This is a genomic window from Lysinibacillus sp. C5.1, assembly GCF_016350185.1.
Lineage (GTDB): Bacteria > Bacillota > Bacilli > Bacillales_A > Planococcaceae > Lysinibacillus > Lysinibacillus sphaericus.
Genome location: NZ_CP066226.1, coordinates 4,322,327 through 4,345,902, shown reverse-complemented (window position 1 = coordinate 4,345,902; position 23,576 = coordinate 4,322,327). Strand labels below are relative to the sequence as shown.

Annotated in this window: 20 protein-coding genes and 1 riboswitch; of the genes, 19 read left to right on the top strand and 1 reads right to left on the bottom strand. The window is 37.5% G+C overall.

Annotated elements, in window-relative coordinates; translation table 11 throughout:
• Nucleotides 1-33 precede the first annotated feature (33 nt).
• From I5435_RS21315 to I5435_RS21270, 10 genes are all read left to right on the top strand, one after another.
• Nucleotides 34-588 (top strand): sulfurtransferase TusA family protein, encoded by a 555-nt coding sequence (locus I5435_RS21315; RefSeq protein WP_038509995.1) that lies wholly within the window; start codon nucleotides 34-36, stop codon nucleotides 586-588.
• 16 nt (nucleotides 589-604) lie between these two features.
• Nucleotides 605-1,000, top strand: coding sequence for a DsrE/DsrF/DrsH-like family protein (locus I5435_RS21310; protein ID WP_024364585.1), 396 nt, complete (start codon nucleotides 605-607; stop codon nucleotides 998-1,000).
• Nucleotides 1,001-1,160: 160 nt separating this feature from the next.
• Nucleotides 1,161-2,288, top strand: coding sequence for an MBL fold metallo-hydrolase (locus I5435_RS21305; protein WP_025220750.1), 1,128 nt, complete (start codon nucleotides 1,161-1,163; stop codon nucleotides 2,286-2,288).
• 47 nt (nucleotides 2,289-2,335) lie between these two features.
• On the top strand, nucleotides 2,336-2,563 hold the full coding sequence (locus I5435_RS21300; RefSeq protein WP_024364583.1) for a sulfurtransferase TusA family protein: 228 nt from the start codon (nucleotides 2,336-2,338) through the stop codon (nucleotides 2,561-2,563).
• Between the two features lie 143 nt (nucleotides 2,564-2,706).
• Nucleotides 2,707-3,483 carry a sulfite exporter TauE/SafE family protein gene (locus I5435_RS21295; RefSeq protein WP_024364582.1) on the top strand — a complete coding sequence of 259 codons (777 nt, stop codon included), beginning with the start codon at nucleotides 2,707-2,709 and terminating at the stop codon, nucleotides 3,481-3,483.
• 10 nt (nucleotides 3,484-3,493) lie between these two features.
• Nucleotides 3,494-4,201: a DsbA family oxidoreductase gene (locus tag I5435_RS21290; protein WP_025220749.1), complete on the top strand. Its 708-nt coding sequence runs from the start codon at nucleotides 3,494-3,496 to the stop codon at nucleotides 4,199-4,201.
• Between the two features lie 422 nt (nucleotides 4,202-4,623).
• Entirely contained in the window at nucleotides 4,624-5,574 is a 951-nt protein-coding gene (locus I5435_RS21285; RefSeq protein WP_025220748.1) for a c-type cytochrome, read from the top strand.
• Nucleotides 5,575-5,857: 283 nt separating this feature from the next.
• On the top strand, nucleotides 5,858-7,843 hold the full coding sequence (locus tag I5435_RS21280; protein ID WP_337982932.1) for an ABC1 kinase family protein: 1,986 nt from the start codon (nucleotides 5,858-5,860) through the stop codon (nucleotides 7,841-7,843).
• Between the two features lie 323 nt (nucleotides 7,844-8,166).
• Complete coding sequence (locus I5435_RS21275; protein WP_029747435.1) at nucleotides 8,167-9,294, top strand: C40 family peptidase; 1,128 nt, start codon at nucleotides 8,167-8,169, stop codon at nucleotides 9,292-9,294.
• A gap of 272 nt (nucleotides 9,295-9,566) precedes the next feature.
• Nucleotides 9,567-13,787 (top strand): S-layer homology domain-containing protein, encoded by a 4,221-nt coding sequence (locus I5435_RS21270; protein ID WP_337982931.1) that lies wholly within the window; start codon nucleotides 9,567-9,569, stop codon nucleotides 13,785-13,787.
• Between the two features lie 160 nt (nucleotides 13,788-13,947).
• Here I5435_RS21270 and ytvI read toward each other — a convergent pair whose 3' ends face one another.
• The gene (gene ytvI, locus I5435_RS21265) at nucleotides 13,948-15,006 is read right to left on the bottom strand and encodes a sporulation integral membrane protein YtvI (protein ID WP_024364578.1); all 1,059 of its coding nucleotides are present in this window, start codon (nucleotides 15,004-15,006) and stop codon (nucleotides 13,948-13,950) included.
• A gap of 94 nt (nucleotides 15,007-15,100) precedes the next feature.
• Between ytvI and I5435_RS21260 the strand changes: the two genes are divergently transcribed.
• The 9 genes from I5435_RS21260 to I5435_RS21220 all read left to right on the top strand — a co-directional run bounded on the left by I5435_RS21260 (nucleotide 15,101) and on the right by I5435_RS21220 (nucleotide 23,515).
• Nucleotides 15,101-15,649 carry a hypothetical protein gene (locus I5435_RS21260; protein WP_024364577.1) on the top strand — a complete coding sequence of 183 codons (549 nt, stop codon included), beginning with the start codon at nucleotides 15,101-15,103 and terminating at the stop codon, nucleotides 15,647-15,649.
• A gap of 270 nt (nucleotides 15,650-15,919) precedes the next feature.
• Nucleotides 15,920-16,465 carry a glutathione peroxidase gene (locus tag I5435_RS21255; protein WP_024364576.1) on the top strand — a complete coding sequence of 182 codons (546 nt, stop codon included), beginning with the start codon at nucleotides 15,920-15,922 and terminating at the stop codon, nucleotides 16,463-16,465.
• A gap of 154 nt (nucleotides 16,466-16,619) precedes the next feature.
• A riboswitch (cobalamin riboswitch) is annotated at nucleotides 16,620-16,821 on the top strand.
• Nucleotides 16,822-16,975: 154 nt separating this feature from the next.
• Nucleotides 16,976-17,518: a hypothetical protein gene (locus tag I5435_RS21250; protein WP_108030807.1), complete on the top strand. Its 543-nt coding sequence runs from the start codon at nucleotides 16,976-16,978 to the stop codon at nucleotides 17,516-17,518.
• 1 nt (nucleotide 17,519) lies between these two features.
• Complete coding sequence (locus tag I5435_RS21245) at nucleotides 17,520-18,479, top strand: ABC transporter substrate-binding protein (protein WP_108030808.1); 960 nt, start codon at nucleotides 17,520-17,522, stop codon at nucleotides 18,477-18,479.
• A 566-nt stretch (nucleotides 18,480-19,045) separates the two neighbouring features.
• Complete coding sequence (locus I5435_RS21240) at nucleotides 19,046-19,813, top strand: tyrosine-protein phosphatase (RefSeq protein ID WP_108030809.1); 768 nt, start codon at nucleotides 19,046-19,048, stop codon at nucleotides 19,811-19,813.
• 155 nt (nucleotides 19,814-19,968) lie between these two features.
• A complete protein-coding gene (locus I5435_RS21235) occupies nucleotides 19,969-21,336 on the top strand; it encodes an MATE family efflux transporter (protein WP_337982930.1) in 1,368 nt (455 codons plus the stop codon).
• A complete protein-coding gene (locus tag I5435_RS21230; protein ID WP_108030811.1) occupies nucleotides 21,336-22,166 on the top strand; it encodes a putative RNA methyltransferase in 831 nt (276 codons plus the stop codon). Before I5435_RS21235 ends, I5435_RS21230 begins: the two co-directional genes overlap by 1 nt.
• An 88-nt stretch (nucleotides 22,167-22,254) precedes the next feature.
• Nucleotides 22,255-22,863 carry a lysophospholipid acyltransferase family protein gene (locus I5435_RS21225; RefSeq protein WP_337982929.1) on the top strand — a complete coding sequence of 203 codons (609 nt, stop codon included), beginning with the start codon at nucleotides 22,255-22,257 and terminating at the stop codon, nucleotides 22,861-22,863.
• A gap of 187 nt (nucleotides 22,864-23,050) precedes the next feature.
• Complete coding sequence (locus I5435_RS21220) at nucleotides 23,051-23,515, top strand: low molecular weight protein-tyrosine-phosphatase (protein ID WP_108030812.1); 465 nt, start codon at nucleotides 23,051-23,053, stop codon at nucleotides 23,513-23,515.
• Nucleotides 23,516-23,576: the final 61 nt, after the last annotated feature.

Below are 23,576 nucleotides of genomic sequence, written 5' to 3'. Positions count from 1 at the left end.
AAATAATACCCTTATAGGTATAAGGAGGAAGTTATGAGTATTAAGGCAGATTTTCAACTAGATGCCAAAGGGCTATCCTGCCCGATGCCAATCGTAAAAACGAAAAAGGCAATGGCTGAATTAGCGGATGGTCAAATTTTAGAAGTTTCAGCTACAGATAAAGGTTCAAAAGCCGATATCGCAGCTTGGGCTGAGTCTGTAGGGCATCAGTATATCGGGACAGTGGAAGAAGATACTGTGCTTAAGCATTACATTCGTAAATGCGCGCAGGAGTCAGCTGATGAAAAAACGTTTGAGTCCACAATTGAGTTAGAACAAATCGTAGGAAGAGATGGACTTATCCTCGATGTGCGTGAAGAAGCGGAGTTCGCATTCGGTCACATTGAAGGGGCAAAATCCATTCCGATGGGTGAGCTTGAAGAGCGTCTTTCTGAACTCGATAAAGATCGTGAAATTTATGTGATTTGTCGTACAGGTGCTCGCAGTGATTTAGCTGCACAAAAGCTAGTAGCAAATGGCTTTACAAAAGTATTTAACGTCTTACCAGGTATGACATCTTGGACGGGCGAATTAATTAAAACTATTTAAATTGGAGGAATTTATTATGTCAAACAAAGTAGCAATTATTGCAAGTAACGGTGGTCTTTTTGATGCGTATAAGGTGTTCAATATCGCAACAGCAGCGGCAGCTTCTGACAAGGAAGTAGCAATCTTTTTCACATTCGAAGGATTAAATTTAATTCATAAGCAAGGCATGAATGCTTTACCAATGCCTGCTGGTACAGAACATTTTGCAGAAGGTTTTGCGAAAGCAAATGTACCTGCAATTCCGCAATTAGTAGAAATGGCACAAGAATTAGGTGTTAAATTTATTGCGTGTCAAATGACAATGGATGTAATGGGCTTAACAGTAGAAGATTTTGTAGAAGGTATTGAGGTTGGGGGAGCTGTAACATTCTTAGAATTCGCTAAAGATGCAGCACCATCATTAACGTTCTAATTAAGTTGCAACAGATGTAGACGGCTTATCATGAGTGATAACCGAATGCTGAATATATTCAGTAGTGCATTGGATTTTGACTAGAAGATAACAATAAGCGGAGAGGCATGTCCTTTCCGCTAAAAAAATCAACGAAATAATACCTTGGGGGGTAAATGGAGTGTCAGTATTAAAATGGAGCGCTGCAGAAGTAGCGAAAAAAGTAATCGAAAACAAAGAATTATTTATTTTAGATGTACGTAATACAGATGCATTTGAAGATTGGAAAATCGATGGACACAAATTTGAATACCTTAATATTCCGTATTTTGAGCTATTAGATGGTGTCGAAGAAATTTTACCTAAAATCCCTACGGACAAAGATGTATTAGTCGTTTGTGCAAAGGAAGGATCTTCAATGATGGTGGCAGAGATGCTATCTGATGCTGGACGTACTGTTGCCTATTTAGAGGGCGGTATGAAAACGTGGAGTGAATATTTAGAACCGATTAAAGTAGGCGATTTAACAGGTGGTGGTGAGCTTTACCAATTCGTTCGTTTAGGTAAAGGCTGTCTATCTTATATGGTTATTTCTGAAGGCGAAGCAGCAATTATTGACGCTGTACGCTTCACGGATGTATTTACAAACTTTGCAAAAGAGAAAAACGTTCAAATTAAACATGTTTTTGATACACATTTGCATGCGGATCATATCTCAGGTGGACGCCATATTGCAGCACAAACAGGTGCAACATATTATTTACCACCAAAAGATGCAGAAGAGGTTGTATTTGATTATACGCCATTAGTAGATGGCAATGTGGTGCAAATTGGGGCTTCGAAAATTGATGTAGGTGCACTTTATTCACCAGGTCATACAATTGGCTCAACGTCGTTTGTTGTAGATAACAAATATTTATTAACAGGGGACATCTTATTTATTGATTCAATTGGTCGTCCTGATTTAGCAGGACTTGCAGAAGACTGGGTTGGTGATTTACGTGAAACACTTTATAAACGTTACCGTGAATTATCGGACGATTTAATTGTTCTACCTGCTCATTTTATGATTATTGATGAGCTAAATGAAGATGGTACTGTGGCAAAACGTTTAGGGGAGTTATTTGCTGAAAATCATGGTTTAAACATTGAAGATGCTGAAACATTCCGCAGTATTGTTACAGATAACTTACCACCACAACCAAATGCATATCAAGAAATTCGTCAAGTGAATATGGGGAAAATAACGCCAGCTATAGAGGAACAAACTGAAATGGAGATTGGCCCGAACCGCTGTGCAGTAAGATAAGTGCCAGTCACCCAAACAATTTACAAACAATTTAAAAGGAGATTAACATGAACTCAAATTTACAATTAGATGCAAAAGGTTTATCTTGTCCAATGCCGATCGTAAAAACAAAAAAGGCGATGGATACACTAGCTTCAGGTGAGATTTTGGAAGTACAAGTAACAGATAAAGGGGCTTTAGCGGATATCCCTGCATGGGCAAATGCAGGTGGTCACACGATTTTAGATAAATCGGAAGACGCTGGCGTCATTACATTCTTTATTCAAAAAGCGTAATGAGACGGGTGAGTGTTCAAGCAGGACACTCACCTTTCCACTTCATTCTACAATGCATTTTGCCGAATGCAGTAATAGCCTTGGTGAACTTAGCTTTTGCGTTAAGGAACAAGGTGTAAACGACTTGAAAGAAGGAAAAATAGATGGATATAACATGGGTTATTACGATATTTTTAATCGGCTTTGTAGGATCTTATATTTCAGGTATGCTTGGTATTGGAGGCTCGATTATTAAATATCCAATGCTATTATATATTCCACCTTTACTAGGATTTACTGCATTCACAGCACATGAAGTATCAGGTATTAGTGCTGTACAAGTGTTTTTCGCTTCGATTGCAGGGGTATGGGCATATCGTAAAGGTGGCTATCTAAACAAATCCCTGATTATTTATATGGGTGGGGCAATTTTAGCAGGTAGCTTTGTCGGTAGCTTTGGTTCCCAATATTTATCGGAGGCAGGCGTTAATATAGTTTATGGGATTTTGGCGCTTATAGCGGCAATTATGATGTTTATTCCTAAAAAGCAAATTGACGATAAGCCAATGAATGATGTTACTTTTAATAAGCCCGTAGCGGTAATTTTAGCATTCATAGTCGGTATTGGTTCTGGTATCGTAGGAGCAGCAGGTGGTTTCCTACTTGTACCGATTATGCTTGTTGTACTAAGAATTCCAACGCGTATGACGATTGCTACAAGTTTAGCCATTACTTTTATCTCTTCCATTGGGGGAACAATAGGAAAGCTAATGACGGGGCAAGTGGATTATTATCCAGCAGCCATCATGATTGTGGCAAGTTTAATAGCAGCGCCATTAGGAGCAAAAGCAGGGAAAAGTTTGAATACGAAAGTATTACAAGGGATATTAGCTGTCTTGATTCTAGCAACGGCTATTAAAATTTGGATGGATATTTTATAGGAGGATAACAATGAAAATTGAAGTGTTTTCTGACTTCTCATGCCCATTTTGTTATATAGGGAAAAGAGAGTTAGAACAAGCAATAAAAGAGGCTGGATATACTGATCAAGTAGAGATAGAGTACAAATCCTATCAAATTGATCCTACTGCACCGAAAGAGACGGGGCAAAGTTTTTATGAACATTTTATGGCTCAGCAAAACGTAACGCTTGAAGAAGCTGAACAAATGACAATTGGTATTACTGAACGAGCAAAGGAAGTTGGGCTCACATATCAATTTGCTGAGATGAAAAAAGTGCATACAGAGAAAGCCCACCGCTTGGCAAAATGGACGAAGCAATTTGGGAAAGAAGCCGCTTATATAGAAGCGTTAATGGCTGCTTATTTAATGGAAGGTAAAGACTTAAATGATGATGCCATGTTGCTAGCGGTTATTAAAGAGTTAGGCTTAGATGTTGCCGAAGCACAACAAGTATTGAATACAAATGAAGCTTTTAAGGAAGAGTTAGATAAAGATCGCTACGATGCGCAACAGATTGGGGTACAAAGCGTGCCATTCTTTGTTTTTGAAAATCGTTACGGTATTAAAGGTGCTGAGCCGAATGAAGTATTCGTACGTACATTGCATCAAGCTGCGGAAATTGCTGGTATTAAACCTACTTTAAATATGGTTGGTAACGGTGATGCTTCTTGTGCGGATGGTGCATGTAAATTATAAGTGCATCATCATACGCTATTGCACAAAAGTGAAAAAGTGTTAGATTGACTGAGGTCAATCTAACACTTTTTTTGCTATGCCGAAGTTGTCCGCTACGGCGGCGCTTTCCGCTCAGCACAGTAAGCCACAACCCTCTGCTTGCGTTCTGAACAGGAGAGTCGCCTCTACGCTAGCGTTATTCCTACCGAACAATATGCTACAAAGCAAGCCGTTGGTTTTTTATTTAATCGTGTTAGCAGATAAAAGTGGAAACTACAAGGGGTATTAAGCATTGTTTCTGTTGTTATAGTACAAATTTTTATGTATATTAATTCCATTTTTATCGGCTTTATGGTTCTAAAATTGCGAAGTGTGAGAAAAATCACATCCTGCCATATATTATCTTGCTAGAATAAAATTAACATACAAAGGGGGTATTAGTGATGAAGAAAATGACAACTGGTATAGCAGGAACAATCTTAATAGCTGCTACTCTTTTTGTTGGAGCAGCCATTAGTGACAAAATATTAGGTGACGCCAATGGTGAGACGAACGAAGCGGCGGTTAAAACACAAATACCAACGACGGCAAATTCACAAAAAATCGTTTACGCTCCGCCAAGTATCGAAGAAGTACCGGATGGACCGATGAAAGAAGCGATTTTATATGGTTATGAACTGGTAAGTAATACGCATGTTGCGGCAGATGAATACGTAGGAAATCAGCTATCTTGCACAAGCTGTCATGCAGGTGCAGGGTATGATGAACAAGCTTCTTCTCTAGTTGGTGTCACAGCTAATTATCCACAATATATTGCTCGTTCTGGAGGCATTGTAACGATTGAAGAGCGCATTAATGGTTGTATGGTGCGAAGTATGAACGGTAAAAAATTTGAAATGAATAGTGACGAGCTTGAAGCGATGGTAGCCTATTTTGCTTATATTTCACAAGGCGTGCCTGTTGGTGCAGAGCGTGAATGGGCTGGCACAAGTAATATGAAAAGCGTCCCTATTCCAGATGTAGCACATGGTGAAGAACTGTATGCGCAATCTTGTATTGCTTGTCACGCTGCTGATGGTTCTGGAACGGGTGCAACTACAGGTCCTGCATTATGGGGCGAAAATTCCTTTAATGATGGAGCGGGCATGGCACGTATGTCTAAAATGGCTGGCTACATTCAAAACAATATGCCAGTTGGAGCGGGTGGTACGTTATCAGATCAAGATGCTGCTGATTTAGCTGCTTACATTTTATCGCAAGATCGTCCAGAGTGGGCCAACCACGATAAAGACTGGCCTAAAGGTGGTCGTCCTAACGACTTAATGAACAAAGAAAAACGCGAACAAGTGAAAAATGGCACAATTGATTGGGAGCAAGTGCTCTCTACGAACTAACAAGTGCCAGTCACTCAAACAATTTTGCAATTTAAAAATCCACGAAGACTTCTTTGGGAACACACGAGTTGTTGTGTCTTACAATGTACCCATGGAAAGCGGAGTGGATTTTTTCGCTGTAGGAGAGTACATACTAGATAAAAGGTGCTAATGGAATGACTTGAACTGATGAAGATATGTTTCTGTAAAACCTCTTGTTGTCGTTAGTGGCTAGTAAAGGAAAGTTCGTTCATGAATTTGTTATACTAGCAGTATTAGGAAAAACAGCGGGAGGTGGCACTTGTTGGTTTATTTGAAGTTACTAATTCAAATTATTTTTGTTGCAGGAATTATTTATTTTGTTAGCGGACGGTTAATAGGTTCTAATATAAATTTTGTACGCAGAGTGCTCTCTGTTGTTATTAGTGTTACGCTTACGTCCTTTGTATATTGGTATTCCTACTTACGCCATCGAGATTTTTTATCGGAAACGATGATGCAAACCGTTACGGAAGTAAGCACCCTTATTTGGATAGGTAGTATGCTCCTTATCTCCATGCTGCTCTACCTCGTTTTCGAACTTTTTGATCCGATTGGTATTAAAGGTGGAGAGCGCCGTCATGGGCAAAAATCAATTTTATTGAGATTGCGTAGCTACTGGCGTCAGCAGAAGCGATTACGTCAGGTGTTAAAAATTGCAGTGACGAATGGGATTGTCCAAACGATTAAATATGCGAGGCAACGAGAAAATGAAAAGGAGCTTGCCATTGCCTTAAGAACAACGTTAGAGCAATGCGGCGGGATTTTCGTCAAATTCGGGCAAGTACTATCTACGCGTAAAGAATTATTTTCTCCAATTATCATTGATGAGCTAGAACATCTACAGCAAAGTGTAAAACCTTTGCCGCATGAGCAGGTGACAAAGATTTTAGAAACTTCCTTACCAAGGTCAGTAGATGATGTCTTTATTCACTTTCAAATGGAGCCATTAGCAGCAGCCTCTATTGGACAAGTACATAAGGCACGACTGAAAAATTACGAAGAAGTTGTGGTGAAGCTACTGCGTCCTGAGGTAAAGGGAATTATGCGTGATGACCTTGATATTTTAGAGGAATTTGCAAATTGGTTTTCCAACAAATCTACTTGGGCAGAGTCGCTAGGCTTTCGAGAATTAGCTGGTGGATTTGCTGATGGGTTAAGGGAAGAAATTCATTTAGATATCGAGGTACGTAATACACTACAGGTAACAAATGCTCTTGCTAAAAGCGATTATAAAGTGCGCATCCCTAAAATATATACAGAGTTTTGTGATGAAGACATTATTGTTATGGAATACGTTCGTGGTAAAAGTGTGGCGGAAGGGGCATCTGAATTTCGACGACTAAACATTGATCGTAGCCAATTTGCACGAACAATTTTGTATTCCTTTTTTGAACAAATGTTATTTTCAGGGATATTTCATGCCGATCCACATCCAGGGAACGTTTATATTGATGAGACCGATGGAGTCCCAATTCTGCTAGACTTCGGAGCGGTTGGACGTCTAGGTGCTACACAGCAAGAAGGGTTAAAGCTATTTTTACTAGGTATTCAACAAAATGATTCAGGTATTTTATATGATGGCTTAATGCTACTCGTAGAAAATAAAGAACATGCGGAACGTGCTAGGGTGGAGCAGGCTATGGATCAAATCTTGCTGAAAATATCCTATGTTGATCGTATCCCTACCGAAGAACTAATTCATTCGTTATTTACAGTGGTACGGGATTTTAGTCTTGCGTTTTATCCTTCTGTTGGTTTGGCGCTTCGATCATTAGTAACACTAGATGGAACATTGCGTGTAATTGATTCACAATTTGATATTTTTACAGAAGCGAAGGATTTTTCGGCATCTTATATGCGAGCTGCATTTTTAAGACCGTTTAAAGAACCGTTAGAAACAAAAGAGCGTATACAGGAAGAACTGTCCATGTTAATACCTACTTTACGAAAAATGCCAAGGCGTATCGATCAGCTAATTCAACGAGTAGAAAGTGGAAAAATTATATTGCATCATGATATTTTTTCAGATGACCACAATGCACGGTTCATTACTCAGCTATTTTCCCGTTTTGTCTTATTACTTGTCGGCATTACATTTGGAATCATTTCTGTTGCGTTGTTAGCCATTTCTCAATTTATACATGAGCCATATGCAGTGTATTTGAATACGGCCGCATATCTAGGGTTATTTCTATGTGCGATATTATTAGTACGGCTGTCCATTCAAGCTTTACGTTCAATGAAATAGTAGGTAGGGGATGATTCTCCTACCTTTTTTATATTACAAAAAGATTACAAAACACCAAGGTGAAATGGACTACTTGGAGATGAAAACGTCATTTTCTAGCTGTATATAAAGGTTTTGTAGAAAAATGTCGCGTTTTATACAATGTTACAATTATATTTCGAGTTTTACTTTACGATTAAAACGGTGAGAAATAGTATAAAAGTTACGGCATTAATGCTAAACTTTAAAAGGCTAATAAAAACATAAGAACTTAATTGAATCGTTCAAGTATTTACATAAGGAAATAAAGAGCGAAATTGATAGATGAAGGGAAATGAAGATTCATGGGTAAGCGCAATAAATGGCGTAAGTCGATGGTGCTAACATTAGCACTTGCAGGCGGCTTATTATTTAATACAGTACAACCGATTGAAGCACACGCTGAAGAAACGTCTCAGCAAATGATCGAGAAAAAAGCAAAAATCGATGCGGAAGTAAAAAAATTAGAGACAGAATTACAACAGCTACAACAAGAAATCGATGAAAAAGTGAAAGTATTTAACCAAGTACAAGCTGATATCAAAGAAGTAGATGCAGGTATTGCTGAAACTGAAAAACGTATTGAGCAACGTTCAGCTATTTTAAGTGAACGTATGGCGGCTTATCAAGCACAAGATAACACTGTAGGTGTCTATTTAAGCGTTGTGCTAGAAGCAAAGAGTTTTGCAGATTTAATGGACCGTGTCGTAGCGGTTAAAACATTAATGGATGCTGACCAAGAGCTAGTAAATCAACAAGAAGCAGACAAAGTGAAATTAGAACAACAAAAAGCAACATTAGATGAAAAACAAAAAGAGCTTCAAAAACAATTCCAAGAGCTTCAACAAAAGGAAAGCGAAATGGAAGTGAAAAAAGCTGAAAACCAAGCAAAATCACTTGCATTAAAGGCTCAAATTGCAACGAAACAAGAAGAAGAGCGTTTAGAAGCTGAACGTAAGGCTGCTGAAGAAGAAGCGGCTCGTTTACGTGCACTTCAATCAGCTACACCTGTTGTTCAAGTGAACAATAATGGTGGCAAACCACAGTCAATCGTCGTGGGGTCTGGTGCTGGTACAGCATCTTCAGGTGGTGCTATTTCAACTGCCAAGCAATTCCTAGGTCGTGCGTATGTTTGGGGTGGTAGTAACCCTACAACAGGCTTTGACTGTTCTGGTCTTGTACAATGGTCTTACAAGCAAGCTGGGGTATCATTACCTCGTACAGCATCACAACAATACTTAGCAACACAACGTATTTCAGCAAGTGAAGCTCGCGTTGGTGATTTAGTATTCTTTAGCTATGGTTCAGGCGTAGCACATGTTGGGATTTACCTTGGTAATAACACAATGATTGATGCGCAAAATAAAGGCGTAGTGATCGAATCACTTGATTGGTGGAACCAATATTTAGTAGGCTTCGGTCGTATTCAATAAGCTTATAAAAGTTAGACGAATGAAATAGCAAAAAAGTTAAATAAAAATATACAATAGCATCTATTATCGGATTATCACGATAATAGGTGCTATTTTTATTTGCAGTTAAGTCCTTTTAGTGATTTAAAATCGATTGATAATGAAAATAGTAATAGTTATTCCCTATAGAAATAATGCTAAAGTATCGTATTTGAGAGAAGTTTGAGAGTTACTATTGTTATGCTGATTACGGCATTCATTTTAGAAAAATAAAGAGGGAGAGGAGAAATAGAATGCAGAATAAGAAATTGATACATGTTGTTATTATTTTATTCATGCTACTTAGCTTGCTTCCAATAACACCAAAACAAGCAAAAGCAGCATCGTTAAACCAAATATTTTTAGGAGAACCACAAGCGGTATTTACGGGTAGTCCCATTAGCTCTGGACAAAAAGCAGTAGCTATTGGAAAAGATAGTAATGGTACACTCCACATGACAGGAATGGCGGGTATACAAACTCCTTTTACGCTAAGTGATTTAAAAGGAGTACCGGTCTATCAATTACATATGGAAAACCGGGAAGTATATGATTTTTATAGTACAGCAATGACTGATTTAGATGGTGATGGTAAACAAGATATTGTGTCAGCAGGGCCAAATGGATCTCTAGAAAGCCCTAATAATATTAATTTATGGAACCATGATAATCAAATATTAACGAAACAATCTACATTTAATCTATTTTCAAAAGCATTTTATGGAACTAATGTGCAAACAGGAGATGTCAATAATGATGGTAAAAATGATGTCATTTGGTTTGGTGATGAGACAGTATATGTGGCCATTAATAATAGTACACCAAATAATCCTTCATTCTCGTTGAAAGTAAATGCGGGCGTAGATAATCAATCAGGAAATAATGGTTGTTCTATGGGGGATTTTAATGGTGATCACAATTTAGACTATATTTGTACGACACAAAATTATAATGATAATGACTTATATAAAATTGGACTTGGTAGCGGTGACGGTACATTTCATGTTGAAGCATCACCACAGAAACCAGACAGTTTAATTGGATTATTTGTCGCTACAGGTGATTTAAATCGAGATGGGAAAGACGATTTTATTTTATTAAGAGCGAATTACACCGAAGACAAACTTTCTATAGATGTGGGACTACGTAATATTGCCAATACAGGCTTTGATATGACAACGATAAGACAAGATCAATTTATATACGGCTCGTTAGCAATTGGTGATTTAAATCAAGATGGCTTTGAGGATTTAGCTGTCATCACAAATAGTAATGGCTACCAAAAGAACTTAGACGTTCATCTTAATAATGGGATAGGTCAATTTAACAGCGCTCCTGATGTTACTACAAATGGGGGGGATATCGAGCAACTATTTATAGAAGATATGAATAATGATGGTGTTAATGATATTTTGACAGTTGGAACTAGTCAAGTTAGTTATTATCCAGTAAATCCATATAAAGAAGTTACTAATTTAGCGCTCGATCAAACGAATATAGCGCTTAAAGCAAATGCAACAAAACAGTTAACAGCTTTATTTACTCCTGCGGATGCAACATCTCAAGATGTAACGTGGGAATCTAGCGACTCCACGATTGCAGCAGTTGACCAAAATGGTTTGGTGACAGGGTTAGCAGAAGGTAGCGCTACCATTACGGTCACTTCAACAAAAGATGGCACAAAATTTGCAACATGTAATGTTTTAGTTGGCAATCCACCAACATTATCTAATTTAACTGTGAGTGAAGGAACACTAAGCCCTGCTTTTGCAGAAGACACAAATGACTATATCGTCCATGTAGATAATGCGGTAACTTCATTAAAGGTAACACCGACAGTGATGGATACTGCAGCTACAATAAAAGTACTAGATACAGATGTTACTAGTGAAAGTCCATCTGATGAGCTTTCACTTCAAGTTGGGAAAAATAGTATACCTGTCGTTGTGAAATCTATCGAGGGTATCGAAAATACGTATACTCTAACTGTAATCAGAAACGCAAGTAGCCCATTGGTTACAAGTGCTTCGACTACGGAACATAGCCAAACACAAAGCGGATTAGTTATTACATCAGAAGATGGAAATGCCGTTACACATCTAAAAATTAGTAATATTCAAGGTGGGGCATTATTCAAAAACGATGGTACAACAGTCATCCAAGATGGAGATTTTATTACCATTGCAGAAGGGAATAGTGGCTTAAAGTTCACGCCGACACAATATTTAAATTCAGTGGCAAATGATGTCTTTAGTTTTGATGTTGCTGCAGCACTTGATACAACAGATAGTGGCTTAAGTAATACGGCTCAAGCTACTATTACTGTGAGTGAAGTGAATGATGAACCAATCGCGACAGATGATACACTATCAGTGAAAGAAAATGCTAAAGCTAAAATCATCACGTTTGCTGAGCTGCTTGCTAATGATAAAGCAGGTCCAGAAAACGAAAACAATCAAAAACTTAGCATGAAATCTGTTGATAATGCAGTAGGCGGAACGGTAACGATTGAAAATGATGAAATTAAGTTTGCCTTTGAAAAGGATTTTAAAGGCCAAGGGAGCTTTAACTATACAATTGTAGATGATGGTACAACTTCTGGATTAATTGATCCGAAAGAAGCAACAGGAAATGTCGTTTTTTCTGTACAAGAAAACCAAATACCTACTGTCAATGAACCGATTGCAAATCAACAAGGTATTGCAGGTGGCGATGTTATCTCCTTGGACTTGTCAAATACGTTTAAGGACTTAGATAATGATTCTTTGACATTATCCGCAACCTCAAATAAAGAAGCAATTGCAACAGTTTCAATCAAAGATAATAATTTAAAAATTAACCCATTATCAGCCGGCCAAGCTACTATTACTGTGACTGCTGAAGACGACTTTGGAGGCAAAGTTACAACTGATTTTGAAATAACGGTTGTACAACAATATACTGTTACTTTTGAAGTGAATGGCGGTAGTAAAGTACAAGCGCAAAAAGTAAAAGTAGGAGCTGTCGCTACAAAACCAAGCGAAAATCCAACAAAAGCTGGATACACTTTTGGCGGTTGGTATATGGATCGTGAACTGACGAAGGTGTTTGATTTTACAAAAGGTATAGTAGGCAATACAACGGTCTATGCGAAGTGGGAAGTGATATCTAGTGGTGATGGTGGTTCTTCTAGTACTCCGTCAACGTCGGAACCTACTCCAAAGCCGACTCCTACAGAAGATGTAAAAGTACTTGTTAATGGTAAAGAAGAGGCCATTGGTAAAGCGACAAGCACACAGGTAGGAAATCAAAAAGTAATGACGGTAACGGTAGATTCTAAAAAGTTACAGGAAAAACTAGCGGCAGAAGGTAAAAAAGCAGTTGTGACTATTCCTGTAAACAAGGATGCTGATATCATTATTGGAGAATTAAATGCTCAAATGGTAAAAAATATGCAGAATGAGCAAGCATTAGTAGTTATTCAAACACCAACAGCTTCTTACACATTGCCAGCTTCACAAATCAATATAGATGCAATTTCTACAGAAATAGGAAAAGATATTTCACTTGAAGACATTAAAGTACAAATCGAAATTGCGAAGCCTACAAACGATATGGTGAAGTTTGTAGAAAATGTGGCACAACAAGGTAATTTCTCTTTAATGGTTGCACCTATTGAATTTACTGTAAAAGCGGTAAGTACTATAAAAACGGTTGATATTACAAGCTTCAACGCTTATGTTCAACGAACAATAACGATACCAAAAGACGTGGAAGCAAGCAAAATTACAACGGCTATCGTCGTTAAACAAGACGGCACAGCACAACATGTACCGACAAAAGTGATACAAAAAGAAGGAAAGTACTATGCGGTTATTAATAGTTTAACAAATAGTACGTATGCTCTTGTTTGGAATCCTATTGAATTTACCGATGTGGCTAATCATTGGTCAAAAGAGGCTGTGAATAATCTTGGCTCTCGAATGATTATTAATGGAGTACGTGAGGGCATATTTGCACCTAATCAAGATATAACACGTGCACAATTTGCTGCTATTATAGTCCGTGCGCTCGGTTTAAAAACAGATGACCTTACTAGTCATTATGCAGATGTAACAACAGATGCATGGTATGCAAGCTATATCAATGCTGCAAGTGAATACAAGCTTATTCAAGGTTACAGCAATGGTCACTTTGGACCGAATGATAAAATTACACGTCAGCAAGCAATGACAATTTTAGCGCGTGCTTTGTTGTTAACTGATATAGATACAACGATTTCAGAGCAAGAAGCGGCAACTATTTTAGCTGCGTTTATAGATGAAGGACAAATTGCTGAATATGCTAAATCTCCTATTGCAGTTGCAGTAAAAACAGGTTTAGTAACAGGTAAGGCAAATAAAACAATCGCGCCAACTGCTAATATTTCGCGTGCAGAAGTAGCGGTAATAATCGAACGCTTCTTAAAGAAAGCAGAGCTTATTAATTCAAAGTAATAGACAATAATATAGGGCACTTCTATTTATCATGAATAGAATGTGCCCTGTGTTTATTTTTATTTGTCGTTGGATAGAGCCGTAAATCATAGCTTAGCGAGCTACTTACGTCTTGACGTCCACCATTTTTCAAGCAACTGTCCAATTTATTTCACATCTGCTAGATTTTAAAATTGATTTTAATAACCCCTGTTTCTTTTAAGGCGAACAATAAGATGATAACAAATGGCCCTACAAGTAAGCCGATGATACCAAATAGTTGTAGACCGACAAACATCGCTATTAATGTTGGCAGAGGAGATAAACCAATATGTGCGCCCATTACTTTAGGCTCGACAGTTCGACGAATAATTAATAAAATAGCTGCAAGAACAAAGAGCTTAATGGCAATCGATGTATTCCCCATCAACAGGTGGTAAGTTCCCCAAGGCGCTAAAATAATAATGGAGCCGAGGAACGGGATAACATCAATAATCCAAATAATAAAAGTCATTGTTAGCGCAAATTTTGGTTGAATAAGGAGTAATCCAATAAATGTAACTCCGGCAATGATAAAGCTAACAAGAACTTGTGCCTTCATAAAACCGAAAAATGCATCTTTTAAACGATTCGTAATAATTTTTAATTTCTTTTCTGTTGATGGCTTTAAATATTTATAAGTTATCTGTTTTAATTTAGGTAAATCGAGCATAAATAAAAATAGAGCAATCATATAAACGAGAAGACTAATAAAGAGGCTTGGAATTTGTGAAAAGAAGGTCGTAACTTTGGTATAATTAAAGAAGTTTAAAAAAGATTCTTCAATTTTCTTAATAAAGTCGGTTGCCGTTTTTTGAAGTGAGGAACTCACTTCAGTAGGAAAGTCTTCTGTATATTTTGAAATATTCTCTTGCATATGCCCCCACATCTCAGATAGCTTAGAAATATAGTAAGGTGCTTGTTTGGAAATGGAAATTATTTGCGACATTAGTTGGGTAATAGTAAAGTAACAGATAATAGAAATAAAAATAACACTTACTATGTATATAAACGCAACAGCTATTTTCCGAGACATTTTCCATTTTCGTTTAAAAAACATGACAATGGGTTCCAATAAAAAAGCTGTAATACCCGCTAATAGTATGGGCACGGAAACTGGTATGATAAAATATGCAGCTACTAGTAGGCATATAATCGCTAGCGTTCGTATAATCAACTTTCGAGTTATAGATCTATTCATAAGCTCTCCTTTTTATCATTAATTTAAGTACAGTGTAACACAATAAAATTAAAATTTAAAAACGTTCTGAAAGTAATGAAGGTAGGGATAAATCATGGAAAAAGAGATTTTAGAGCTTTTTAGTAATTTAACAGAGCGTGACCGTGAAATTGAATACGAGTCTTATAGAAAATTGATGAAGATTGTGCAAGAACCAGTTGATTGGACATATGCAGTTTGGGAACAACTTGTTAAAGCCCTTACATATAATAATGGACATGCGCGTGCGCGTGCTGCACAGTTTTTATGTGCATTAGCAGCAAAGAGTGATCCAGAAGAGCGTGTTCTTGATGATTTTCTAAAAATCTGGGCAGTGACGTATGATGAAAGTAAAGTAACAGCAAGACAGGCATTACAAGCAATCTGGCAAATTGGGCTTGCTGGACAGGTTCAAAGAGATTTAATTGTTTCTTATTTAGCGAAAAGGTTCCAAACTTGTATGGATGAAAAACAACCAACACTTATTCGTTATGATATAATTGTCTCTTTTAAGAAGTTATTTGATGCTACTAATGATCATAAACTATTGGATATTGCGATGAGGTTAATTGAAGAAGAGCAAGATACAAAATGTAAAAAGAAATATAAAACAGCCATCCGTTAACATAGCGAGATGGCTATTTTTATGGTGAGCGAGTTATTTTGAAGAAAGAAAAGTTATTGTTATAATGAAAAAAACAGTATTTTTGATTCATATAAATATAGGTCTTATTTACTTATATGGAATTTAGTATGCAATAGTTACTAAATTTCTAAAAAGCGACAAAACCATTTGTTGAGGAATAAGCAACATAATTATTCACGCAATATACAGGGTGAGGGGTTATAGTTGGTCATTCTATATAAAAAATAGTAACTAGAAAGGGTCGAGATAATGGGTATTTATAATTATTTAGTAAAGAAGCCAAACGGTGAAATTTTATCAATGGAAACATATCGTGGAAAGACGATGCTAATTGTCAACACAGCTAACCAATGTGATTTTACATATCAATTCGAAGATTTACAGAAAATGTATGATAAATATGGCGAGAATAATTTCGTTGTGCTTGGTTTCCCTTGTAATCAATTTGGAGAACAAAACCCAGAAGATGGAGCAAAGACGATTAAACTTTGTCAAATTAACTACGGGGTAACGTTCCCAATCTTTGAAATAGTTCAGGTAAATGGCGAAGGGACACATCCATTATTCAATTATTTAAAGCACGAAGTAGATTTTCGTGAATTCGGCAAAGCCAATATGCAGGAAAAGATGTTAGCAGAATCAATTATCCAAATTGCTCCTAGCTTTTTAGATGGGCGTAATATTCGTTGGAACTTTACGAAATTTTTAGTAGATAATCAAGGTAATATAGTGGAACGCTTCGAACCAACCGATTCCCAACTAGATATTGAGCAAGCAATTGAAAAAATTTTATAGCTAGCTCTTTTAGTCAGAATTATTAGGAAAGAATAACGAATAGCTGGTCATGATGTAGAAATAGTGCTAAGTAGTGTGTGGATATATTCGATTATGCTTCAATTTCATAACTATTTTTTTAAATCCATATATGATAAACTGCTATTCAAGTGAATAATTCTTGCAGAATAATGGTGCTAATTTAGCATAATCGGGAATTCGGTGTAAGACCGAAGCTGTTTCCGCAACTGTAAGTACAAAAATCATAATACATGCCACTGTCCAAAGACAACAGGATGGGAAGGCTTTATGAGCGCTACGAAATAAAGGTAGCAAACTGTACGAGCCAGGAGACCGACCGTTATTTAATGTATAAAAACTCTTCGGAAGCTAGGAGGATATACGGCAAATACATTAGCTGTCTTCGTCAGATAACACTATATATGCTATTTTCGTCGTTCCCTAGGGAGCGACGTTTTTTTATGCACCTTTTAAGCAAAATCTGTTCATGAAAGAAAGAAGGGGTTACAGATGAAAAAAGATGCGCGTTATTCTTGTTACCCGTTCATGCGTGAAAAAATATCTACAGTTGATTTTGAAATCCGTACAGATAGTTTAACAACGCATATCGGTGTAGCATTGGCTGCTGTAAAAGCCGAAGAAGTTGAAGTAGTTGGGGCAGATTTATTGACTATTTTGCCAATGGCATATCATGTCAATGGCTCGGTACGCGGCAAACTAGCGGTAACGGAAGAAGATTTATCATGGCTCAGTGATCGTTATGATTTTTATGTAGGACATGTAAAGGAACAAATTCAAAATTTTGTTTTGCCACAAGGCACGGGGGCTGCAACTGCGCTTCACTTATGTCGGAGTGAGGCAAAAAAATCGTACCGTGTGCTACACAAAGTGTCAGAGGAAAGGGAAGTACCGGACATTCTTTTCGACTACTTAGGATTACTAGCTAATGTATTTTTTGTTATGGCTGTTTACATGAATCAACAGGCTGGAATCGCTGAAATCCCGTTTATTAGTAAATCATATCCAATGAAGAAAAAGAAGGAGAATGAATAAAGTGAAAAAACTATTAAAATTCCAATGGCTTACTGTGTTAATGCTTGCGCTTGTATTGACAGGATGCGGCACAGCAGATAAAGCGAAAAATGACGATACATCTAAATCAGACCAACAAGTTGAGCAAAGTGGCTATAAAGTTAAGGATGATCGCGCTGTAGAAGTAGCATTTGATGCAGTACCGAAAACTGTTGTGTCATTACAACCAAGTAACACAGAAATTTTATTTGCACTAGGTGTTGGCGATAAAGTTGTCGGAGCTACAGAATATGATACGTACCCAGAAGAAGCAAAAAACATCGAACGTGTGTCAGATTCAGTGACATTTAATAGCGAACGAATTGTAGCCTTAAAGCCAGATGTTGTCATTGCGTACTCTACAGGAAATGAAGAGACACTAGATGCACTAAAAGGTCTTGAAGATGCAGGTGTAAAAGTATTTGTTATTCAATCAGCTGCATCATTTGAAGATGTTTATGGAGATATTCAACAACTTGCTGAAGTGATGGGTGTACAAGATAAAGGTGAGCAATTAAACAAAGAGATTAAAGCGAAAATTGCTGATGTTCAAGCAAAAGTAAAAAGTGTAGAAACACCAAAAAATGTTTACTTAGAAATTAGCCCAAAACCTGATATTTATACAACAGCAGCTGGTACTTTCCAACAGGAAATTTTAAATGCTGCAAATGTCAACAATGTATTTGGTGACCAAACAGGATGGGTAAAGGTTGCAGAGGAAGATGTTATTGCGAAAAATCCTCAAGTTATTTTAACAACTGTCAACTATGTAAAAGACCCAGTAGGGGAAATTCTAGGACGTGATGGATGGAATACGATTACAGCTATTGAAGATAAAGCAGTAAATGCTATTGATACAGATATTTCAAATCGTCCAGGACCTCGTATCGGGGAAGCTGTTGAGATGGTTGCAAAAGCTGTATATCCTGAGTTATTTAAATAAGGATAAACGGTAAAAACCTTTCATAATAGCTTAGGCAAAAGAGAAAAGAGGCTGGGACATAACCCTAAAATTCTAAATAGAGATACATTGGTTTTGATAAATTTTTGCTAAGAAAATATATAGAACATATTTACTATTATTTCTTTTGCAATGAATAATAAATTAGAAGGGTTCCCTAGTTGTTGGTAGCGGAGGTGGTGACTCTAGCGGGAAAAGCACATTATGTTAGATGCAACAGACCGCGCGTAGCGAGGGTTGCGGCTTACGGTGTGCCCGCAGAAAGCACCGCCGAAGCGGACAATACTGGCGCAGCAAAAAAGTGTTAGATTGACTGTCATCAATCTAACACTTTTTCTCTTTTTTCCATTATTTGTTTTTGCTATGCCGTTGTTGCCTGCTGGCATTTCTTCCTTTGTAGAAAGCATTTGCCTTAGCGGACAATAGCGTGATTCATGTTTTAAAATAAATATAGTTGAATAAATAAGGCATTGGATAATTGGTATTATCTTTGTTTGTTCTATAAAATAGAAGTAGAAATGATTGCTAACATAAGGGAGGCGTAGTGGATGACACAGTTTGACATGAAAGTTATTCCGTTTGAGGCAGTCTTGAATTTCCGCGACATGGGTGGCTATAAGACGAGGGATGGTCGTATCGTAAAGAATGGCTTACTATATCGTTCAGCTGCACTTGGTAAGATGACACAAGCGGATAAGGTGCGCTTTGAAACATTAGGGGTAAAAACAATTTTTGATTACCGAGATGAACACGAGGCACGAAATAACCCTAATCCAACATTCAAGGATGCAAAGTATATTCAAATTCCTGCAAAGGGAAATCATGCGTTTGAGATGCCAACAAATACTGGTGGTCACAATTTTTATAAAGTTGTAAGTCCTGAGATGTTTCGAGATTTTTATGCACAAATGCCATTTAACAATGTATCATTTAAAAAATTAATGGCAACAATCCAAAATCCAGATAATCTAGGTCTAGTTCATCATTGTGCAGTAGGCAAAGATCGAACAGGTATTGGAGGAGCTCTTATTTTGCTAGCATTAGATGTGCCAGAGGAAACCATTATGCAAGACTATTTAGAAACAAATATTTACTTACGCCCAATGGTAGAGCGCATGGCACAGGCAATCCAAGATACTTTTAATGATTATGAATTACAGCAGTTTCACGCACTAATGTCAGCTCGCGAGGATTATTTGCAAGCCGCCTTTGATGCTATGGATAGTAAATACGGTTCAAAAAACGTATTTTTAGAGCAAGAATTTGGCTTAACAACAGAAAAACGACAGCAATTACAAGAATATTGCTTATGTTAATAAGACACCCTTTCACGCCATGCAGTGAGAGGGATTTTTTTGTAGCTATTCAATTATTTTTGTATTACCTATCCTATACAACAAGCCAATCTGTGATAAGATACAATAGATTTTTATGTAATGGATAGAGAGAAGTGAAGTAGTTGGGACATGCGATGAGAGAGAAACATTCGACCGACCAGTTTAGTTTATTTCATTTAACATGGCCGATCTTTTTGGAAGTTTTTTTATTTATGTTAATGGGATTAGCCGATACATTGATGTTAAGTGCTTTGTCGGATAATGCAGTTTCAGGTGTTGGTGCTGCCAATCAATATATTCATATTGCGATATTAATACTTGAAGTGGTGGGCAATGGTGCTGCCATTGTTGTATCGCAATATTTAGGTTCAAAACGCTATTTAGAGGCTACAAAAATTTCGGCATTAGCCGTTACGATGAACGTAATTGTTGGGCTTATTATGAGTATAATTTTTTTCTTCGGCTCAAGCCATTTAATGACGATGATGAATTTAAAGGGCGATGTTTTGCAATATGCGCAAAGCTATTTAATCATTATAGGTAGTTTTATTTTTTTACAGGCTATTATTAATGCGTTAGCAGCCATTATTCGTGTCCATGGTTGGACGAAACAGACCATGTACGTTTCGCTTGGAATGAATGTTATTCATGTCTTCTTAAATTACGGATTAATCTTTGGAAATTTTGGACTGCCGGAATTAGGTGTTAAGGGCGCTGCGATTTCCTCCATTATTAGCAGGGGACTGGCGGTACTTGTTTTTTCGTGGCTGTTGTATCAGGTGATGGAGATCCGTGTGAAGATAGAATACTATTTCACCTATTCAAAAGAATATGTCCGAAAAATTTTAAATATCGGTTTACCATCTGCTTTTGAGCAAGTGCTCTACCAATTTTGCCAAATTGTCTTCCTTTATTACGCAACCTATATAGGTGCTGAGACGCTTGCAGCAAGGCAATATGCCATGAATATTTCAATGTTTACATACTTATTTGCAGTTGCAATCGGTACAGGGACGGCGATTATTATAGGTCGATATGTGGGGGCAGGTAAAAAAGATGAGGCCTATCATCAATTATGGGTAAGCGTGCGCTCAGCTTTTATTTTCACGATACTTATGGTGAGTGTTGTTACAATTTTCCGTACGCAGTTCATGAGCCTATTTACAGATAATCCAGAGATTATCGCAATCGGCGGATCTGTTTTAGCGTTAAGTATATTGTTAGAAACAGGTCGTACAATGAATATCGTCGTTATTAATTCATTACGTGCTTCAGGTGATGCAAGGTTTCCTGTTAAAATCGGATTTTTATCAATGGTATGTATGAGTTTGCCACTTGGCTACTTATTTGTATTTGTTTTAGATTGGGGATTAGTAGGAATTTGGTTAGCTATTTCAGCAGATGAATGGATGCGTGCTATTATCGTATACTTTAGGTGGAAAAGTAGAAAATGGGAGCGTTTTGCCATTGTTTCGCCAACAGAAAAAAGGAGGGAAATATAGTGGGGGCCATTTCTAAACGAGCTGCAGGAGCGGCATTAATAAATGCAAATATTGAGCTATTTGCTTGTCCAATTTGTCAGGAGTCCATGCAAGTGTATGAGCAAGGGAGGTTGACATGTACAGCAAACCATTCTTTTGATATCGCCAAGCAAGGCTATGTCAATATGCTAACGCATGGAGCAACCTCTAAATATAGCAAGGATCTTTTTGAATCCCGCAAAAAGATAATTGATAGTGGGGTGTACGATCCTCTAGAGGAGAAAATAGCAGAATTAATAGGACAAGCAAAAACGGTGCTGGATACCGGCTGTGGAGAGGGTTCGCATTTAGCTCGCATACTGTCTGAAAGAGATAGTATCGGTGTAGGCATTGATATTGCAAAAGAGGGAATCCTTGCTGCTGCTCGCCATTACCCAGAGCAAATTTGGTGTGTAGGAGATTTAGCGAAAAGTCCCTTTGCTAAGCATAGCTTCGATGTCATATTAAATATTTTGTCCCCAGCAAATTATGAAGAATTTAAACGGCTACTTACAACTGGAGGATGCGTTGTAAAAGTGGTTCCGCAAAGTGGTTATTTGCAACAATTACGAGCGCAGCTTTACGCTGATTCGACTAAAGAAACGTACTCCAATGAGCAAACGGTCGAACGCTTTCGTGAATGTTTTACAAAGGCTACAGTAGAACGCATTACTTATACGGTTCCACTTGCTGCAATGCTTGTACCAGCATTGCTTGAAATGACGCCAATGGGCTGGCATAAAGCACAGCAAACAGCAGTGGACGTCAGTGAAATAACGATTGATGTTGATATCTTAATCGGTCAGGTCTAAATTAGAGCGATTTGACTTGGACAATTGCGGTATACAGCACTTTTCGATTACAATAGTAATAACTATTGAATAAGGTAGGAATAAAACAGTGTATAAATTTACGGCAAATCTTGTCAAATTAATATTAAAATTAACAGGTTCAAAGGCTCGTGTATATGATGCGCATAACTTACCAAAGGAAGGTGGGTTTATTATTGCGTGTACACATACAGGCTATGTGGATATATTAAATTTAGGTGTTGCGGTCATGCCTCGTAAAATTCACTTTATGGCGAAAAAGCAATTGTTTGATATCAAAGGGCTAGGATGGCTTATTAATCATTTAAATGCCTTTCCTGTTGATCGTGATAATCCCGGGCCAAGTGTAATCAAAATTCCCTCACAGTTGCTGAAAGAGGGAAAAATTGTTGGGATTTTCCCATCAGGTACTCGTAATTCAGAAGGAACAGATTTAAAGCAGGGTGCTATCACCATAGCACAACTGTCCAAAACTCAAATCGTTCCAGCCGCTTACGTTGGAGCGCGAAATGCTGGCGATGTCTTTAAACGAGGAAAGGGTTATCTTATCTATGGAGAGCCGTTTTATGTGACAGGGAAAGGAAAAGAAGGTCGTGAGGAATTTACACACCATCTTGAGCATGAGTTAATTGCTTTAACAGAAGAATTGAATAAACGCATTGCAGCAGATAAAAAATAATACAGTAAGCACTCAGAATCTCGTTGATTTTGGGTGCTTTGTCGTAGGAGGCTCTTAACTCGATTTAGCTAAGGTCAAGTCGAATCAAGTTAAGAGCCCTGGCGGATGTCATAGATTTTTTGGAGGAGGTTTTCGAGCATGCTCGAAAAAAATTTGGACGCAATTACGACAAGGGGTAATTGAATTTATGATACATGTACTATTCGTTTGCCTAGGAAATATTTGTCGCTCACCAATGGCTGAGGCAGTCATGCGAGATTTAATAGAAAAAGCACAGTTGACCGACAAAATCGACGTAGATTCCGCTGCAACAAGCTCATGGCATATCGGTGAGCCACCCCACCGTGGAACACAAGACAAGTTACGAGAATATGGTATAGCGACAAAGGGAATGCAAGGAAGACAGCTACAAAAACATGATTTTGATCAATTTGATTATATTGTAGGGATGGATGAAAATAATGTTCGTAATATTTTTACGATGCTAGGTAATCCAGATTCACCGAAGATTTTTCGTTTTTTAGATTTAACGGACCATCAAATGGATGTACCTGATCCATACTATACAGGTGATTTTCAGGAAACTTATGATCTAGTATTAGAGGGCTGTCAGGCATTATTAGAAAAAATTAAGTTTGACAACAAGTTATAGGCACTAGCTTCACGATTATTTTTGTCTTAAAATGGTAAATATTATGTAATTTCCCCATGTG

Bases quoted from the DNA above. Each gene is read 5' to 3' on its own strand.
- I5435_RS21250 (WP_108030807.1), top strand. From the start codon at position 16,976: ATGAAAAAAGATGCGCGTTATTCTTGTTACCCGTTCATGCGTGAAAAA.
- I5435_RS21285 (WP_025220748.1), top strand. From the start codon at position 4,624: ATGAAGAAAATGACAACTGGTATAGCAGGAACAATCTTAATAGCTGCT.
- I5435_RS21260 (WP_024364577.1), top strand. From the start codon at position 15,101: ATGGAAAAAGAGATTTTAGAGCTTTTTAGTAATTTAACAGAGCGTGAC.
- I5435_RS21295 (WP_024364582.1), top strand. From the start codon at position 2,707: ATGGATATAACATGGGTTATTACGATATTTTTAATCGGCTTTGTAGGA.
- I5435_RS21235 (WP_337982930.1), top strand. From the start codon at position 19,969: ATGAGAGAGAAACATTCGACCGACCAGTTTAGTTTATTTCATTTAACA.
- I5435_RS21300 (WP_024364583.1), top strand. From the start codon at position 2,336: ATGAACTCAAATTTACAATTAGATGCAAAAGGTTTATCTTGTCCAATG.
- I5435_RS21275 (WP_029747435.1), top strand. From the start codon at position 8,167: ATGGGTAAGCGCAATAAATGGCGTAAGTCGATGGTGCTAACATTAGCA.
- I5435_RS21220 (WP_108030812.1), top strand. From the start codon at position 23,051: ATGATACATGTACTATTCGTTTGCCTAGGAAATATTTGTCGCTCACCA.
- I5435_RS21290 (WP_025220749.1), top strand. From the start codon at position 3,494: ATGAAAATTGAAGTGTTTTCTGACTTCTCATGCCCATTTTGTTATATA.
- I5435_RS21315 (WP_038509995.1), top strand. From the start codon at position 34: ATGAGTATTAAGGCAGATTTTCAACTAGATGCCAAAGGGCTATCCTGC.
- I5435_RS21255 (WP_024364576.1), top strand. From the start codon at position 15,920: ATGGGTATTTATAATTATTTAGTAAAGAAGCCAAACGGTGAAATTTTA.
- I5435_RS21270 (WP_337982931.1), top strand. From the start codon at position 9,567: ATGCAGAATAAGAAATTGATACATGTTGTTATTATTTTATTCATGCTA.
- I5435_RS21310 (WP_024364585.1), top strand. From the start codon at position 605: ATGTCAAACAAAGTAGCAATTATTGCAAGTAACGGTGGTCTTTTTGAT.
- ytvI (WP_024364578.1), bottom strand. From the start codon at position 15,006: ATGAATAGATCTATAACTCGAAAGTTGATTATACGAACGCTAGCGATT.
- I5435_RS21240 (WP_108030809.1), top strand. From the start codon at position 19,046: ATGACACAGTTTGACATGAAAGTTATTCCGTTTGAGGCAGTCTTGAAT.